The sequence below is a fragment of the Pseudomonas flavescens genome (assembly GCF_013408425.1).
Lineage (GTDB): Bacteria > Pseudomonadota > Gammaproteobacteria > Pseudomonadales > Pseudomonadaceae > Aquipseudomonas > Aquipseudomonas fulva_A.
The window spans coordinates 1,386,850-1,403,660 of sequence record NZ_JACBYV010000001.1 but is presented as its reverse complement, the minus strand read 5'-3'; the positions used below and the strand labels follow the sequence as shown (position 1 = coordinate 1,403,660).

Genomic DNA, 16,811 nt, shown 5'->3' with positions numbered 1-16,811 from the left:
AAAGCGCCGCTCGGATCCTTTCCGCGATTGAGCAGGACATTGCAGCACTCGTGCCAGCGCCCAGGGCCCGGTTTCCGGGGCTTTCAGCGCGCCCTTCTGCCACGCCACGGGCAATGTGTTAATTCGCTGTTGCTCAGCGAACAGTTGCGGCCGGAAACGACCCCGCCACTCAGGGCCGACCGCTTCAGGCGAAGCGGCGGCGGCACCCGGCAACAGTCGAAATGCTGGACTAGAGTCAGGAGACGTCACGGAGGAAGTAACGCAATGGCCAACAAGAACGACCTGATAAGAGCGCTGAAGATCTACCGAGAAAGAACCGATGACGCCATCGCCGAGCGATACAGGCAGATCAGCCTGGTCAAGGAGCAGTTGAGCGAGCTGATCAGGATGATCAATGTCGATATTTCGGGAGTTGGCGGCCTCGATCTGATCCGCAGCGAAGAACCGCACGCCTTCGATGGCGCGATCGTCGAGCTCGAGTCGCTGAAGATCGTCCTGGCCGGCAACACCGTTGATATCAAACCCGCCATCGTCGACTCGTCCCTGCAGGTGACCGTCAGCAACCTGTCTCCCGAGCATCCCTCGCTGATCCTTCGCAAGGAACATGGGCAATGGATCGTCTTTTCGTCGGCCGAGACCTTTCTGTCACAGTTCAGCAATGACTTTCTGCTGAACCATCTCGTTGACCTCGTGAATCGCTCCTAGGGCCGCCAGCACGGGCATCGATGTCTCGGCATGCCCTCGCACACGCTGCCCGAACTGGTGATAGCGCCTGATCATGAACGGCTGGATAGCCACGCTGAGCGCCAGTCATCGTCCTGCGACAACCCACAGAGTGCCCGGGCAGCACCCCGTACGGTCCGTCAGAACCCCACCGCCTGGCCATCCCGGCGACCGTCGCTGGCAGCCACGTAGCCGTGGTTCGGGTCATCCGAAAGCCGCCAGATGAACTGCCCGGAACCGAAGTCCATATAAGGATCCTCCACGGACTTCAGCGTGTTGCCAAGGGTGTGTAGACCGCGCACGGCGTCGGCGTTCATGCTCGCTTCCAGGTCCACCGAGAAGTCCCGGTTGACCTTCCAGCGCGGCGCATCGCAGGCAGCCTGGGGTTGCTGGCCATAGTCGAGCATGCGCACCAGGGTCTGTACGTGGCCCTGGGGCTGCATGTCGCCGCCCATCACCCCGAAGCTCATCTGCGCCACGCCGTCGCGGGTCAGGAACGCCGGAATGATGGTGTGGAACGGTCGTTTGCCAGGTGCCACCACGTTGGCCGAGGCCGGGTCGCTGGAGAAACCGGCACCGCGGTTCTGCAGGCTGACGCCATAGCCCGGCACCACCACGCCCGAGCCGAAGCCCATGTAGTTGGACTGGATGAAGGACACCATCATGCCGTTCTCGTCGGCGACGCTGAGGTAGACGGTACCGCCCGACCTGGGCAGACCGAAACCGGGATTGCTCGCCTTGCCCGGATCGATGGCCTTGGCGCGTTGCGCGAGGTACGCGGGATCGAGCATCTGCTCGGGCGTGACCTCCATGCTGCGCGGGTCGGCCACGTAGCGATAGACGTCGGCGAAGGCCAGCTTCATGGCTTCGATCTGCAGGTGCTGCGAAGCAGCCGAGTCGACCGCCAGGGACGCCAGGTCGAAGTGCTCGAGAATGCCCAGGGCGATGAGGGCCGCGATGCCCTGCCCGTTGGGCGGTATCTCGTGCACGTCGTAACCGCGATAACGCTGGGAAATGGGCGTTACCCATTCCGGTCGATAGTCACGCAGGTCCGCTGCGCTCAGGTTGCCACCGGTGGCGCGTGCATGGGCGATGATGGCCTCGCCAATCTCACCCTCGTAGAACGCCCGTGCGCCCTGCTCGCCCAGTAGCCGCAAGGTGCGCGCAGCGTCGGCGAAGACGAATTTCTCGCCGGTTCGCGGTGCCCGGCCGCCAGGCATGAAGGCCTCGGCGAAGCCGGGCTGATCACGCAGATCGGGCACCGCGGCCGCCCATTTGTGGGCAACGATCGGGGCGATGGTAATGCCCCGCTCGGCCACCTCGGCAGCCGGCGCCAGCACGTCGGCGAACGGCCGCTTGCCGAAGCGCTCGTGCAGCGCGGCCCAACCGGCCACCGCGCCAGGTACCGTTATCGAATCCCAGCCGCGTACCGGGCGCTTCGCGTGGCCCTTGCCATCCTCACCGTGGCGCTGGCGAAAATACTCCGGTGTCCAGGCGGCAGGTGCCGTGCCCGAGGCGTTCAGACCCTGCAGCGACTGGCCGTCCCAGACCAGGGCGAAGGCGTCGCTACCCAGGCCACAGGACACCGGCTCGACCACGGTGAGCATCGCCGCCGCGGCGATTGCCGCGTCCACCGCGTTGCCACCGGCGAGCAGCAGGCGCAGACCTGCCTGAGCCGCGAGGGGGTGCGAAGTCGACACCACGTTGCGGGCGAACAACGGAATGCGGATCGACGGATAAGGGTTGTGCCAGTCAAAGGACATCGGGTTCTCCATCAGTGTTTACGGGATCGGACAGCGCCCGGCTCCCAGAAGATCACACGGCGTTGCAGCCAGCGCACGGTCTGCGCACCGCACAGACCGATCAGCGCCAGCAGGATCACACCGGCGAACATGGTCGACAGGCTCATGCTCACCGAGCTGGACGCGATCAGATAACCCAGGCCACGCTGGGCGGAAAGGAACTCGCCGACCACCGCACCGATCAGCGCCAGCGACACGCCGATCTGCAAACCGGCGAACACCTCGCCCGCCGCCGCAGGAAACTTCACGTGGATCAGCAGGTAGAGCCGCGACGCGGAAAACGAACGGCAGGCGTCGAGCAATTCGGGGTCGGTTCGCCGAATGCCGTTCACCGTATTGACGAACAGCGGGAAGAAGCAGACCAGCGCCACCAGCACGATCTTCGAGGCCATGCCGAAGCCGAACCAGACCAGAATGATCGGCCCCAGTGCGACCTTGGGTGTCGCCTGCAGGCCGATCAGCAAGGGATACACGAAGCGCTCGAAGGTTTCCGACTCGGCCAGCAAGGCGCCCAGGACGATCGCCAGCAGGCAGCCGATCACGTAACCGCTGAGGGTTTCACCCAGGGTGACGCCGATGTGCGGCCACAGGCTGCCATCGGCAAAACCGCCCGCCAGCGCCTGATAGACCGTCAGCGGCGCAGGCAGCAGATAGTCGGGAATTTCGAGCAGGCGCACGGACAGATCCCAGATCAGGATCAGCACCGCCAGGCTGGTCAGTGGATAGAGCACGGGAAGCAATCTACGCATGGGTGAAGTGCCTTCGCAGTTGTTGGCAGAGCGCGATGAACGCCGGGTCGGCCAGGGTTTCCAGGGTGCGCGGGCGCGGTAGCGTGATCGCCACCTCGTCGATGATGCGCCCGGGGCGCGGCGACATGACCAGCACCCGGTCCGCGAGAAACACCGCCTCCTGAATGCTGTGGGTGATGAACAGCACCGATTTGCGCTGCTGGCTCCAGATGTGTTGCAGCTCTAGGGTCAGTGCCTCCCGTGACAAGGCATCGAGGGCGGCGAACGGCTCGTCCATCAGCAGCAGTTGCGGATCGTGCAACAGCATGCGGGCGATGCCGACACGCTGCTGCATGCCCCCGGAGAGTTCGAACGGGTAGTCGTTGGCGAACGGGCCGAGGCCGACCAGCTCGAGCAGCGCCGTCGCCCGCTGGCGAGCCTCGTCGATGGGCAGGCCAAGCGTGCGTGCCGGTAGCAGCACGTTGTTCAGCACGGTTTTCCAGGGCAGCAGATTGGGTTTCTGGAACACCACGCCGGTATGCCGGCCAGGGCCTTCTATCGCCTGCCCGGCGACCACCACTCGCCCTTGGCTGGCGTCGAGCAAGCCTGCCGCCAGTTTGAGGACGGTGGACTTGCCACAGCCGGAGGGCCCGAGCACCGCGACGAACTCCCCGTCGGCGATGCTCATGCTCACGTCGGCCAGGGCCTGAATCTCTCCGCGACGGGTCTGGTAGGTCAGCCCCACCTCCTGCAGGGTCAAGGCCGCGCTCATGGCTGCGTCTCCCGTGCACGCAGCGCATCGGCCAGGAACTTCAGCACGGCCTGCCAGCTCTCGCGGTTGGCACGGGCATTGGCTGCCGGGGTGCCGCCACCACTGATCAGCACACCGGCGACCGGATGAACCTTGGCGATCTGCGTGGTGGGCACGCAGGGAAAGCCGATGGCGTGACCTGCCCCTTCATTGCGCGCATGGCTGACCGGCCAGGCATGCCCTGCCGCCTGCAGTTCGGCCTGAATACGCTCGCTGTAAGCGCTGGACGGCCAGAAACCATCGTCGGTCCCCGAGATGAGCAGGATCGGCCCATCGATGCGCTCAACGGCAATGCGTGCCGCCGCGACGCTGGCTGCATGGGCTTCCACTGCCACGAAGGCCGGTGCCTGGCGAATCGCCGCCCCGGGTTCGGGGGGCTGGTCGAAGGCCCGCCAGTCCGCCGCGGGGTTGTCCCTCCAGACATTGCGCAGCGGCTGGCCACGCCATGTCCATGCGTCGGCGTCACGTGGCTGCTCCGGACGCCCTGCCCGCAAGGTGCCGTGGATCACCGCGCTCGGCACGTAGCCGATCACCGCGGATACCAACTCGGGAAAGGTCGCCCCCAGCAGCAATGCCAGCTCACCGCCGCGAGACAAGCCGGCGACGGCGATGAAGCCATGCCGCGGCTGCAGCTCGCGCCGCGCCCAGAGCAGTGCCTGCTCGAAGTACTCCAGCGGCGTGTCGGAAATATGCTCGGGCCGCCCCGGCGCCTTGAAAAAGGCCAAAGCCAGTGCCGCATAGCCATGGGCGGCATACAGCGCCGCACGTTGCTCCGGCGTACCGCCCCCCGAACCATTGAGCACGATCACCAGCGGGTGTGGGCCATCGCCGGCGGGGCTGAACACGGTTGCGGAAAGCCCCTCATCGCGGATTTCACGGCGGCTCACCCCGGGGGCGAGAAAGCGCTGGGTGAGCGTGGCCGAGGCGCTACCGCCAGCGGCATCGCCTATCTGCAAGCGAATCGACAGGGGGTCCAGCCCCTCGCTGGCTTGCGGCCTGCGGGGCGGGCTCAACTGGCGCAACGCCCACACCGGCGCCAGCGCCTCCAGCTCGCTCCAGTCGCCAGCAAGGGGCACTTGTGCATCGATATCCAGCACGCCGTCGGCAGCGACTTCGAAGCTGGCCTCGCTCTGCCACAGGCTGCCATCGGGATGTTCCAGGGTCGCCGTCAGATGCGCCACACCCGGGCTCAATCCCAGCACCCGAACGCGCCGGGGCTGGTCGATCAGCCCATCGGCAATGTCGATCTCGAACGCCGGGGTCATTTCGCCGCCTCCGCACGCTTGCGCAGCGCGTCACGGTCGAAATCGTTGAAGGCGGGTACGAACTCGTTGGAGAACACCTGCTCCACCGGCACCTCGGCACTGGGGAACTCGCCCGCCTCGGCCATGGCCTGTACCGCAGCGCGAATCGCCTGCAGGTCATATTGCCCCGGTACGCGCGGGCTGCCATCCGGGGAATACAAGGTGCGCTGCAAACGGCGAGCGAGCAGCGTCTTGGCGTCTTCGAGGCCCTTGCCCTGGGCATCGGCAGGCTTGCTTTCAGGGTGCTGACGCCAGAATGCCTGGACGCAGAACGCCGGGTTCACCTCGCACACGAACTGTGCCTCGGTATAGGCGCGGCCGAAACGGCGGATCAGATCGGGGTTGTCCTTGAAGGTGTCCTGGTGAGCGATGAAGCCGTTGCCGGGGTTGTTCTGAAACACCTCGGGATACTGGATGCGCCGGGTTTGCGTGCCGGACAGTTCCAGCATGTCACCCCAACTGTTGTTGAAGTTGAGCGCATCCACCTGACCGCTGCGCAGCGCCTGAAAACCCGCGCCGAGTGCGCCGACGGCGACGAATTCGACGTTTTTGCCAGGCTCCAGGCCGGCGACGCGCAGGGCTGCACGGCTGTTCGGCAAGGTGCCCCAGGTCAAGGCACCGACCCCGATCTTCTTGCCCTCGAGATCGGCCAGGGTCTTGATCGACGAATCGGCGAGTACCTGGTATTCCAGAGTCTGGCTGGGAACGCCGTTGTAGAAATAACGCAGCGGCAACGGGTTCTTGTTGAAGTGGCTGGAAAGCACCGGTTCAGCGACCGGGAAGCCGAATGTCACCCGTTTGCTGGCAACCTGTGGCAACAAGGCGCCAGCCCCCTGGAAGACCACGGTCTCGACGCTCAGCCCCTGTTCCTTGAACAGCCCCAGTTCCTGGGCTGCGGCGTAAGGCGCGCCGTCGTGAACGGCGGCGGGAATGGCAAGGGCGACGGTGACCTGGTCGAGGGCATGGGCGTGGCTGGCAACTGCCAGCGTGAGGGGCAGCAATGAGCGAATGGCGAAGCGCATGGAGGCAGATCCTGGGTTGTGTTGAAAGTCAGATGGGTTGGCGCTCCAACGCTCCGGTGGTCCGGCCACTGTTCTGGAGGTTTTGCCGAGCCTTGTCGAGCAAGGCCTTGCGGTCGATCTTGTGGGTGGAAGCAAGCGGCAAGGTGTCGACGAACCATACCCGGCGCGGGTGCTGATAGGCCGGCGCATGCTCCAGGGTGAAGCCCTTGATCTCGGCCTCGCTGACCTGGCTGCCTTGGCGCCGCACGACGAAAGCCATGGGTTTGAACCCTTTGATCTCGTCCTCGACTGGCACCACGCAGGCCTGCTGCACCGCGGGGTGACGTTCGAGCAGCTTTTCCACCTCGCCGGGATAGATGTTCTCGCCACCGCTGACGAACATGTCGTCACGACGGCCCACGAAGGTATGGAAACCATCGGCATCGCGGCGGAACACGTCGCCCGTCACGTAGAAGCCATCGGCCGTGAACGGCGCGGCCAGGTCAGGCCGGTTGTGGTAGCCGGACATCAGCCCGGGGCTCTTCAACTCGAGCACGCCCTCATCCGCCAGCAGCCCTGCCTCATCGCGCAGGCGCAGTTGCACGTCCGGGTGGGCGTGCCCCACCGATAGCGCCGGGCTGGCCAGCCCCTGTGGGTGGGCGCCGAAGACCACCGGACCACCTTCGGTGGTGCCATAGGCATTGATGATCCGTGCATTCGGCAGCAGGCGGTGGATCTGCTCGAGCAGGCTCGCACTCACCGGCGCCGAGCCCATGCGCACCACCCGCACGGATGACAGGTCGGCGCGCTCCAGCAGCGCCTGCTCGCGCAGCATCATGGCGATCATCGGCGGCACGGCGGTCAGCCAGGTACAGCGGTAACGCTGGATCGCCTCGATATAGGTGACGGCACTGAACTGCGGCAGCAGTATCGCGGTGGCACCGCTGGCCAGGACGAGAAGCGCCAGCGCCAGCGCATTCATGTGGTACAGCGGCGCCGCGATCAACGCACGCTCGTCGGCCAGCGGGGTGGCCTGCAAACGGGTGCGCACGATCCACAGGTGAGCGCGGTGGCTGAGCACCACGCCCTTGGGCTTGCCAGTGGAACCGGAGGTGTAAAGCATCATCGCCGGCTCGTCACCGAGCGGCTGGAAGGCTTGCAGAGGCCCCCGTTGAGCGAAAGCCGCCAGCTCATCCGCCTCCAGCGATACGCGCGGCATGTCGGGGGCTGCATCTCGATGCGGCGCGTCGCAGAACAGCAGGCGCGCGCCACTGTCGGCGATCACATAATCGATCAGCGCCCTGGGGAATCGGTGATTGACCGGCACGGCGACCAGCCCGGCGCGCATGATGCCGAGCACGGCCGCGATGCAAGCCACCGAGTTGAAGGCCAGCAAGGCGATGCGCTGCCCAGGCGCGAAGCCCCGGGCAAGCAGAGCACGAGCAATGCCATTGGCCAGCTCGTCCAGTTCACGGTAGGTGCAGCGCGACTCGTTCAACTGGCTGTCGAGGCCGATGAACGCCAGTCGCTCACCCGGACTGTCGCGGCCGATCACACTGCCCAAATTGGCGATCTGCGCATTCATGCCAGGCACTCCAGCACGGTGGCGAAGCCCGGGATGACGATGGTGACCCGATCGGCCTCCTGCCGATGGGGCAAGCCGAGACTCGTGGCGCGGCGCGCCAGGTCTGCCGGATCGCCACCACGCAGGCCGATGGAAACGAAGCGCTCGGCACGCTCGTGCTCTTGCCCTCCAGCCTGCACATCTCTGGTACGCCACGCCGCCCTATCGATGACCTCGACGCTGAATCGTCCGTCGAAACGCCCCAGGCGCTCGAACGCCTGACGTGTCTGCTCGGGTTGCTCGCTGACTACCGTCAGCCGCTCGATGCGGTGAATGCCATTGGCGTGGCCCAGCCACTCGGGCCGCCAGACCAGTTCCGGTGTTTGGTGATGGCAGAAGTACACCCGGCCAGCGGCGAACTGCCCAGGCACCAGCCGGACGGTACCGAAGCGAGCGTCAAGAGAGGCCCCATCGACCTCCACCGGTCTGGAGAAATGCTGCACCGGCTGGACCAGAAAGCCGGCCTGCACCAGCGCTGCATGGGTGGCACGGGGGTCGTCACTGGCCAGTACCAGGCCGTCGATACCAGGTGGGCTGTCGAGGATTTCCTGGCGCAGACGCTCGCCGCCGGCGGGCAGCCCGATCAGCTCCAGGTAGCCCTCGTCGAACATGATCAGGTTGTTGATCGAGCCGAGTGAGTGATGCCCACGGGGCGTGAGCGTGAAGCCCAGGCCCGCGAAGATGGCTGCAGCCGCATCGAGATCGAAGCGCGCGTTGATGACCAGGTGGTCCAGTGCCGCACTCATGGGATCACACCTTAGGGGCGGGCGTGGAATAGACGCCGCGGCCGCTGGCAACCAGATGGCCTTCGCCATCGAAGACCTGCGCCTCGGCCACCGAGAACTGCTTGCCGAACTTGATCACCGTGCCCGTGGCGCGCAGATCGCCCTTGGCTGGCCGGTGGTAGTCGACACGCAGGTCGATGGTCGGCACGCCTTTGCCGGTTCTGGACACCAGCGCCCAGTCCGCGGTCAGATCGACCAGCGCCGCGAGTATGCCGCCGTGGGTGTAGCCACCCTCGACATTCACCACCCATTCTTCGCGCCATTTCGCGCTGAGCTCGATGCTGCCCTCGCCCACGGCCAGAACCTGCAGGCCCAGCCATTGGTGATAAGGGCCCTTGAGCAGTTTGGCCTGGATATCGGCAGCGCTCGGAAGTGTCGTTTCGGTCATGGGATCAATCCTGTTGAGTTGTTTCGAAGGTGCTGCAATCGCCCGCAAACGGACGATTGCACGGTGCTGATCGATGCAAGCCGGTCAGGGCGTGACGACCACCTTGCCCAGCACTTCGCGATCACGGATCAGCGCCAGGCCTTCGGCGGCCTGTTCGAGGGGCAGTACGCGGTCGATGATCGGGTCGATCCGACCTTCGGCGATCAGGTCGAGGAGCCCGACCAGGTTGTCTTCGTAGAAGCTGTTCGAGCCTTTGATGTTGAGTTCGAAGCTCCAGACGTAGCGCAGGTCTTCCTTGGGGTCGTGGCCAGCGGTAGCACCGCACACCAGCAGCGTGCCGCCGCGCTTGATGCACTTGAGCGATGGCAGCCAGGTGTCGCCACCGGTGAAGTTGATCACCACGTCCACGCCGCCTTCGTAGTTGCGGCGCTGCGGCTTGCCGTACTGGCCGATGGCCCACTTGGAGAAGTCGGTATCGCGGTAGTTGATGACGTGGTCGGCACCCAGGGCCTTGAGGCGCTCGCCCTTCTCGTCGCTGCCCGCACAGGCGATCACCTCGGCGCCCAGCAGTTTGGCGAGAATCACGCAGGCGGTGCCCACGCCACCGCTGGCACCGAGGATCAGCACGCGGTCCCCTGCCTTCACGGTGTTGTGGGTGATCAGCATGCGGTGGGCGGTGCCATAGGCCACCGGCAAGGCCGCCGCCTGTTCGAAACTCACGGCATAGGGCAGACGGATCAGCTGCCGCGCATCGACCAGGGCGTACTCGGCCATGCCGCCGTCGACCATCTCGCCCATCAGACCGACGTCGGGTTTCAGCGGGTTGATCAGCACGCGGTCACCGACCTTCCAGCCCTCGACACCTTCACCCAGCTCGCTGATGGTGCCGGCCAGATCCAGGCCGATGACTACCGGCAGCGGCACCTTGATGCCGGGCATGCCCTTCACCGTGAATACATCGTGGTAATTGAAGGACGATGCGCCAACGCGAATTACCACGTGTCCGCTGCCCACTGCCGGTATCGGCTTGTCGGTGACGACGCGCAACTGGTCGAGGTCGCCGTGTTCGTCGAGTACCAGGGCTTTCATGGTCTTGCTCACAGTCGTTGTCTCCGTGATTACTTGATGTGTTTGGCTTGGGTGTAGGGTTCGGTGGCGAACAGGTCGTCCTTGAGTTCGCCCTTGATCAGGCCGCCGTCGACGAACACCTGGTGCTGACGACGCAGGGTCTCGATGTCCGCCGGCTCGAAGGCGATGCGGTTCATGGCATCCCACTGGCCGACGTACACGCGGGCATCCTGCTCGGGCAGGTTGGCGCTCTTCTGCAGAATGCGGACGACTTCATCCGGGTGCGCCTTGCCCCAGGCGAGCGTATCGCGCAGGCCGGCGATGACCCGGGCGACGACCTCCGGCTTGTCGTCGACCAGCTTGGCGGCCACCGTGCCGACGCCGATGTACGGCACTGCCTCGGCGTGCGTGAGGGTCTTCCATTCCTCGGCAAAGCTGCCCAGGCGCTTGACCTTCAGCTCGTCTTCGAGCTGGGCGATGGTGACCGAACGCAGGGCCGCGCCATCCACCTGTTTCTGCGCCAGGAACTGCGCCAGACGCGACTCGTTACCGCCGACCAGGGAGAAGTCGTTGGTCTGGATGCCATGGTTGCCGGCCAGCACGGCGCCAGCGATCACCGCCACCGAAGAGCCGGCCGGCGACATGCCGATTTTCTTGCCCTTGAGCTCGGCCAGCGAGGTGATCGGCGAATCGGCCGGCACCACGAACTGCACATCGGCTGGCTGGGTCGCCGCGAAGATCCGGATCGGCACGCCTTCGGCCGCCGTCGAGAACACCCCGGCAAGCGGTGCGCCGAACGCCAGGTCGATGGAGCCGGCGGCCAGTGCGCGGATCGGCGCATTGACGTCGGGGAAGTGCACGAATTCGGCGTCGATGCCGCGTTCGGCGAGGAAATCCTTGGATTCGAGCACCGAGCCGTAGCCCAGGCTCACACCGCTGGTCCAGTAACCGATACGGACCTTGTCCGCCGAATGGGCAGCAAAAGGCAGCACCGCGGTCGCGGCCAGGGCAGCGACGGCAATCAACTTACGCATGGATTGATCCTTGATAGAGGGAGGAGCTAGGGGGTTTTCCAACGAAACAGCCGGCGTTCGAGGGGCTTGAGCACCCCCGCTTCGAGCGCCAACATCAGGGCGACCAGCAGCACGGTCCAGGCGAATACCTGGTCGCTCTGCACCAGGTCCGCGGCCTGGCGCAGGCGATAGCCGATGCCATCGGAAGCGCCGAGCGTCTCGGCCACCAGCGATACCCGCCAGCCGAAGCCGAACGCCAGGCGGGCACCGGAAAAGAAGTACGGCAGGATGCTCGGCAGCGAGATCTTCAGCAGGATCTGCAGCCGCGACAGGCGAAACGAGCGCGCCAGCTCCACGTATTGCCGCTCCACCGTCTTCGCGCCCTGCCAGACGTTGGTGAGGATCAGCGGCATGGCGGTCATGAACACCACGAACACCGTGGTGGCGTCGGAGATGCCGAACCAGATGATGGCGAAGATCGCCCAGATCGCCGACGACACGGTGTTGAACACCGACAGCACCGGCTCGAAGAAGCGCGCCAGTGCGGGGCTGCTGCCGAGCGCCAGGCCCAGCGGCGTGCCGACCAGCGTGGCCAGTGCGAAGCCGCTGAGCACCCGACCGAGGGTGGCGCTCAGGTCATGCAGGAAGGTGTCGCTCTGCAGCAGGTTGCCCAGTGCGGTGAGAACCTTTTCCGGCCCGGGCAGCACGAACGATGGCAGGCGACCTGCGGCGTACCACCAGAGCAGGCCGACCACGGCGATCAGCGCGAAGCGTTGCAGGGCGAGACTGGAAAAGCGCTTGGCGGTATCCATGTCAGACCTCCAGACGCAGGCGACGAACCTGTTCGTTGACGGCAGGCTCGGTGGGCACCCGTGGGCGCGGCAAGGCCATTGGATGGATGGCGCGAATGCGGCCTGGGCGCGGCTCCAGCACTACCACCCGATCAGCGAGCACCACCGCCTCTTCCACGTCATGGGTGACGAACAGCACCGTCATGCCGGTGAGCGCCTGCAGACGCAGCAGCTCGTCGTGCATCTGACTGCGGGTGTGCGGGTCGAGCTTGGAAAACGGCTCGTCCATCAGCAGCACCTGGGGTTTCACCACCAGGCTGCGCGCCAGAGCGACCCGGCTGCGCATGCCGCCGGACAACTGATGCGGCCAGGATTTCGCAAAGGCCTCGAGGCCAACCAGGCGCAGCGCCTCGGCAACCCGCCGGGCACGCTCGGCCTTGCCGACGCCACTGCCCTCCAGCCCGAAGGCGACGTTGGCCTGCACGCTGCGCCAGGGCAGCAGGCGGTCCTCCTGAAACAGGTAGGCGATGCGCCGCCAGTCGCTGAAAGCTGCCGAAGCCTGGCCGAACAAACGCAGTTGGCCCTGATCCTGGGCGAGCAACCCGGAAACGATATTGAGCAAGGTGCTCTTGCCACACCCCGAAGTGCCCAGCAGCGCGACCACTTCGCCCTGCCCCACCTCGAAGGAGATATCGCGCAGCACCTCGAGGGCGTCGAAGCGCTTGCCGATACCCTGCAAAGTGATCGCCGACACCGCGAGATCCTGCTGCAGTGCGGCATTCATCGGGCGAACCTCGCCGCCAGCAGCGGCAGCGATGCGCCGGCTTCGCTGAGGCTGGCATAGACTTTCTCCAAGGTCATGGCCTGGAAAGTTTCGATATGCCGGCGAGCGATCAGCTCGGCGCGCTTGCCGTCGCCTTCCTCGAACGCGGCGATCATGGCGTTGTGGTCGTGCTTGATTTCGGGCTTGGTGCCCTGAACGTTGAACCCCAGCGCCACCAGTCGCGTCATCTCGTCCATCAGGCCGGACAAGGTACGCAACAACCGTTCGTTGCCGGTGGCCCGGGCGATCTCCAGGTGGAACGCCTTGTTGGCGTCCATGAATACATCGATCTGATCAGGCAGAGAGACGGGGTGGCGAACCCGGCAGGCGGCCTCCAGCTCCCGCAGGCGCTCGATGTCGACGCGGCCGACTGCCAGCCGAGCCGCCAACGGCTCGAGCTGCACACGCAGGGTGAAGACCTCCTCGACGTCCTTCACGGTGATCGGCGCGACCTGGTAGCCCTTGCGCGGCAGAGACCTGACGAAGCCCTCGTGGGACAGACGCGTCAGCGCGATCCGGCAGCTGCTCTTGCCAATCTCGTACAGCTCCATCAGCCCAGGCTCGGTAATCAGCGCGCCTGGCGTCAGCCGGCAGGACAGGATGTCGCGGCGGATCCGCCCATAGGCGGCATCGCCCTGGTTGGCGGCATCCAGCATACGATCGGCGGGGGCGATGGAAAGAGACATTCGGCAGCCTTGGCAATAACGGTGAGCAGCTCACAGAGAGGTTCTGCGATGCCTACGAATGGCCGTTAAGCTAGACCAGAACAGGCGAATTTCGAACGAATTAATTCCGATAAACATAGAGGCTGCAGGAATAGACTAAGCAGCTCAAGGAAACTTTAATGCATAAAAACTCAAGCGCCATGCCGCTCATGCCGGGCCTTTCAAGGTTATTCCCCAGGCGCTCTACCAAGCGCTGGCCAACGCCGCTGACACCACGCCCGGCGCGTGGGAATCACCAACCCGAGTGCAATTTCTACCGAGCGAGGGGGCTGCCTTGACGAACGGATGGCTTGTTTTTACCTTGATTGCCTCAGGGTATTTCCTGTGCTGGCCCGGCGCAGATACCCGTACCAAGGAGTGAAGAGCGTGAAACCAATCAGAGAAACCTGCCTGGCAATGGCTTTGATTGCAGTCAGCGCCTGCTCGACGGTAAACACCAAGAAAGGCAACGACGTGGAGGAAGCTGCCAAGCTGCTGATAGGCCAGCCCGCCAGCAACGCCTTTGCGGTCTTCGGCGAGCCCGACCACGGAATGGGACCTTCGCCATACGGATCGGGCGGTTTCTATGCCTGGAATCGCTTGCAAACGCACCTGAGCCCCGAGAAAGAGTTCATCAAAACGGGCGTGGAGTATGTCGGTGAGCAACAAACGTGGGTCACCATTGGTGGCCAAGGTGCAACAGGCATCATGCCGGCTTACAGCCAGCCGGTTTACCGCGATGTGGGCTACTACGACAACGTCACCATCGTCGACTATTTCTGCAATATCACCCTGTTCACGGACAGCAAGGACATCATCAACAATGTCACGGTAATCGACTGCGAGGACAAGAGGTAGCGCTGGCGCCGCCCGGCCTATAGCTCCCGCTGCGCAACGCGCAGCACTTCCCGTGTCGGCGGTGCTGGCCGACCGCCCAGTCGAGGCGCTGGAGAAGCCAGGGCATACGCTGAGCGCCCCATCGTCGACATCGGCACACAGCGAACGCCCTGCCGCTGCCCTCGCAAGCAGAACGCCTGGACGATCAACAGACGAGTGACCTGCATCATCAGCGGCCCCGCCCCTGAAAGCGCTGGGTATTCGCTACCGTCCTCCGTACAATGCGCCCCTCACTTACGCAACTATGTGTCTGATGGCAGGCATGGCCCCGGCTTTCATCGCCAAGCAATTGGGCCATTCGATACAGATTCTGCTGACCCGCTATGCCCGATGGATCGATGGCGAGGGCGACTGGGCAGCGGTGAACACGCTACGAATTGCCCCAAAACTGCCCCAAGACTGAATCCACACCTCTGAAACATGCGAGTTAGAGCACTTTGATTTCCACAGCTAATATCACGATGCAGTTCGGTGCCAAGCCGCTGTTCGAGAACGTGTCCGTTAAGTTCAACAACGGCAACCGCTACGGCCTGATCGGCGCCAATGGCTGCGGCAAGTCGACGTTCATGAAAATCCTCGGTGGCGACCTCGACCCTTCCGGCGGCCAGGTCATGCTCGAGCCGAACGTGCGTCTCGGCAAGCTGCGCCAGGACCAGTTCGCCTACGAGCAATTCAACGTGATCGACACCGTGATCATGGGCCACGAGGAGCTGTGGAAGGTCAAGGCCGAGCGCGACCGCATCTACTCGCTGCCGGAAATGAGCGAAGAAGACGGCATGAAGGTCGGTGAACTCGAAGGCGAGTTCGCTGAAATGGACGGTTATACCGCCGAATCCCGTGCCGGCGAGCTGCTGCTCGGCCTGGGCATTCCGTTGGAACAGCATTTCGGCCCGATGAGTGAAGTCGCTCCTGGCTGGAAACTGCGCGTGCTGTTGGCTCAGGCACTGTTCTCCGATCCGGACGTGCTGCTGCTCGACGAACCGACCAACCACCTGGACATCAACACCATCCGCTGGCTGGAAACGATTCTGACGGCGCGTAACAGCACCATGATCATCATTTCCCACGACCGTCACTTCCTGAACTCGGTCTGCACCCACATGGCGGATCTGGATTACGGCGAGCTGCGCCTGTTCCCGGGCAACTACGACGAGTACATGACCGCTGCGACCCAGTCGCGCGAGCAGTTGCTGTCGGACAACGCCAAGAAGAAAGCGCAGATCTCCGAGCTGCAGAACTTCGTCAGCCGCTTCTCCGCCAACGCCTCGAAAGCCAAGCAGGCCACCAGCCGTGCCAAGCAGATCGACAAGATCCAGCTGGCCGAGGTCAAGCCGTCGAGCCGGGTCAGCCCGTTCATCCGCTTCGAGCAGACCAAGAAGCTGCATCGCCAGGCCGTGACCATCGAACAGATGTCCAAGGGCTTCGACGGCAAGCCGCTGTTCAAGAACTTCAGCTTCACCGTCGAAGCCGGCGAGCGCGTCGCGATCATCGGCCCCAACGGTATCGGCAAAACCACCCTGCTGCGCACCCTGGTCGGTGAGCTGAGCCCGGACGCCGGTGCCGTGAAGTGGACGGAAAGCGCCGAGGTGGGTTACTACGCCCAGGATCACGCCCACGACTTCGAGGACGACGTGACCCTGTTCGACTGGATGGGCCAGTGGACCCAGGGCGAACAGGTCATCCGCGGCACACTGGGCCGCATGCTGTTCTCCAACGACGAGATCCTCAAATCGGTCAAGGTGATCTCCGGTGGTGAGCAAGGCCGCATGCTGTTCGGCAAGCTGATCCTGCAGAAGCCCAACGTGCTGGTGATGGACGAACCGACCAACCACCTGGACATGGAATCCATCGAAGCGCTCAACCTGGCGCTGGAGAACTACCCGGGCACGCTGATCTTCGTCAGCCATGACCGCGAGTTCGTCGGCTCCCTGGCCACGCGCATCATCGAGCTGTCGGACAACGGCGTCACCGACTTCAGCGGCACCTACGACGACTACCTGCGCAGCCAGGGCATCATCGTCTGATCGTCTGAACCGGCACGACCAGAAGCCCCGTCATCCGCTGGATGATGGGGCTTTTTTGTATGGGCTGATTATTAGCTTCGCAGGCCAGGCCATATCGGTTGCAGGCTGCGGCTCCACTGAGGGTAGCCGATATCAGGTTTCCCCCTGTGGGAGCGGGCCGTGCCCGCGTTTTTTTCGCGCGCATGGCGCGCTCCCACATCCGTAATCTTTCATCAGGATCGCCGCGCGGTCTCATTGATGGATTCGTAGGGTGGATCGGGGCGCGTCGCTGACGCTTTTCATCCACCATTCAGGCAACGAGCGGTGGACGGATAAAGCGACGTCC

16 protein-coding genes are annotated in these 16,811 nt (G+C 64.4%); 3 read left to right on the top strand and 13 right to left on the bottom strand.

Going from position 1 to position 16,811, the window contains the following annotated elements; all coding sequences use genetic code 11:
- Positions 1-264 precede the first annotated feature (264 nt).
- Positions 265-705: a hypothetical protein gene (locus tag FHR27_RS06150; RefSeq protein ID WP_179538075.1), complete on the top strand. Its 441-nt coding sequence runs from the start codon at positions 265-267 to the stop codon at positions 703-705.
- A 158-nt stretch (positions 706-863) separates the two neighbouring features.
- Here the strand turns inward: FHR27_RS06150 and FHR27_RS06145 are convergent, their stop codons facing one another.
- The 13 genes from FHR27_RS06145 to FHR27_RS06085 form a co-directional block, all read right to left on the bottom strand.
- Positions 864-2,486: a gamma-glutamyltransferase family protein gene (locus FHR27_RS06145; RefSeq protein WP_218878455.1), complete on the bottom strand. Its 1,623-nt coding sequence runs from the start codon at positions 2,484-2,486 to the stop codon at positions 864-866.
- Positions 2,487-2,497: 11 nt separating this feature from the next.
- A complete protein-coding gene (locus FHR27_RS06140; protein ID WP_042553692.1) occupies positions 2,498-3,274 on the bottom strand; it encodes an ABC transporter permease in 777 nt (258 codons plus the stop codon).
- Positions 3,267-4,025 carry an ABC transporter ATP-binding protein gene (locus tag FHR27_RS06135; RefSeq protein ID WP_179538073.1) on the bottom strand — a complete coding sequence of 253 codons (759 nt, stop codon included), beginning with the start codon at positions 4,023-4,025 and terminating at the stop codon, positions 3,267-3,269. The genes FHR27_RS06140 and FHR27_RS06135 overlap by 8 nt, the downstream gene beginning before the upstream one ends.
- Positions 4,022-5,329, bottom strand: a complete 1,308-nt coding sequence (locus FHR27_RS06130) for an acyl-CoA thioesterase/bile acid-CoA:amino acid N-acyltransferase family protein (RefSeq protein WP_179538072.1) — start codon at positions 5,327-5,329, stop codon at positions 4,022-4,024. Before FHR27_RS06130 ends, FHR27_RS06135 begins: the two co-directional genes overlap by 4 nt.
- Positions 5,326-6,390 (bottom strand): ABC transporter substrate-binding protein, encoded by a 1,065-nt coding sequence (locus tag FHR27_RS06125; protein ID WP_179538071.1) that lies wholly within the window; start codon positions 6,388-6,390, stop codon positions 5,326-5,328. Before FHR27_RS06125 ends, FHR27_RS06130 begins: the two co-directional genes overlap by 4 nt.
- A 28-nt stretch (positions 6,391-6,418) precedes the next feature.
- Entirely contained in the window at positions 6,419-7,954 is a 1,536-nt protein-coding gene (locus FHR27_RS06120) for a class I adenylate-forming enzyme family protein (protein WP_179538070.1), read from the bottom strand.
- Positions 7,951-8,739: a VOC family protein gene (locus FHR27_RS06115; RefSeq protein WP_179538069.1), complete on the bottom strand. Its 789-nt coding sequence runs from the start codon at positions 8,737-8,739 to the stop codon at positions 7,951-7,953. The genes FHR27_RS06120 and FHR27_RS06115 overlap by 4 nt, the downstream gene beginning before the upstream one ends.
- A 4-nt stretch (positions 8,740-8,743) precedes the next feature.
- Positions 8,744-9,166 (bottom strand): PaaI family thioesterase, encoded by a 423-nt coding sequence (locus FHR27_RS06110; protein ID WP_042553698.1) that lies wholly within the window; start codon positions 9,164-9,166, stop codon positions 8,744-8,746.
- A gap of 84 nt (positions 9,167-9,250) precedes the next feature.
- The gene (locus FHR27_RS06105; RefSeq protein WP_218878454.1) at positions 9,251-10,267 is read right to left on the bottom strand and encodes a zinc-binding dehydrogenase; all 1,017 of its coding nucleotides are present in this window, start codon (positions 10,265-10,267) and stop codon (positions 9,251-9,253) included.
- A 17-nt stretch (positions 10,268-10,284) separates the two neighbouring features.
- Positions 10,285-11,268 (bottom strand): ABC transporter substrate-binding protein, encoded by a 984-nt coding sequence (locus FHR27_RS06100; RefSeq protein WP_179538068.1) that lies wholly within the window; start codon positions 11,266-11,268, stop codon positions 10,285-10,287.
- 26 nt (positions 11,269-11,294) lie between these two features.
- Positions 11,295-12,059 (bottom strand): ABC transporter permease, encoded by a 765-nt coding sequence (locus tag FHR27_RS06095; RefSeq protein ID WP_042553701.1) that lies wholly within the window; start codon positions 12,057-12,059, stop codon positions 11,295-11,297.
- A gap of 1 nt (position 12,060) precedes the next feature.
- Positions 12,061-12,822 (bottom strand): ABC transporter ATP-binding protein, encoded by a 762-nt coding sequence (locus FHR27_RS06090; RefSeq protein ID WP_042553702.1) that lies wholly within the window; start codon positions 12,820-12,822, stop codon positions 12,061-12,063.
- Positions 12,819-13,547, bottom strand: a complete 729-nt coding sequence (locus FHR27_RS06085; protein ID WP_042553703.1) for a GntR family transcriptional regulator — start codon at positions 13,545-13,547, stop codon at positions 12,819-12,821. The genes FHR27_RS06090 and FHR27_RS06085 overlap by 4 nt, the downstream gene beginning before the upstream one ends.
- Positions 13,548-13,943: 396 nt before the next feature.
- Between FHR27_RS06085 and FHR27_RS06080 the strand changes: the two genes are divergently transcribed.
- Positions 13,944-14,423 (top strand): hypothetical protein, encoded by a 480-nt coding sequence (locus FHR27_RS06080; protein ID WP_373565144.1) that lies wholly within the window; start codon positions 13,944-13,946, stop codon positions 14,421-14,423.
- A 476-nt stretch (positions 14,424-14,899) separates the two neighbouring features.
- Positions 14,900-16,486: an ABC-F family ATPase gene (locus FHR27_RS06075; protein WP_042553706.1), complete on the top strand. Its 1,587-nt coding sequence runs from the start codon at positions 14,900-14,902 to the stop codon at positions 16,484-16,486.
- Positions 16,487-16,811: the final 325 nt, after the last annotated feature.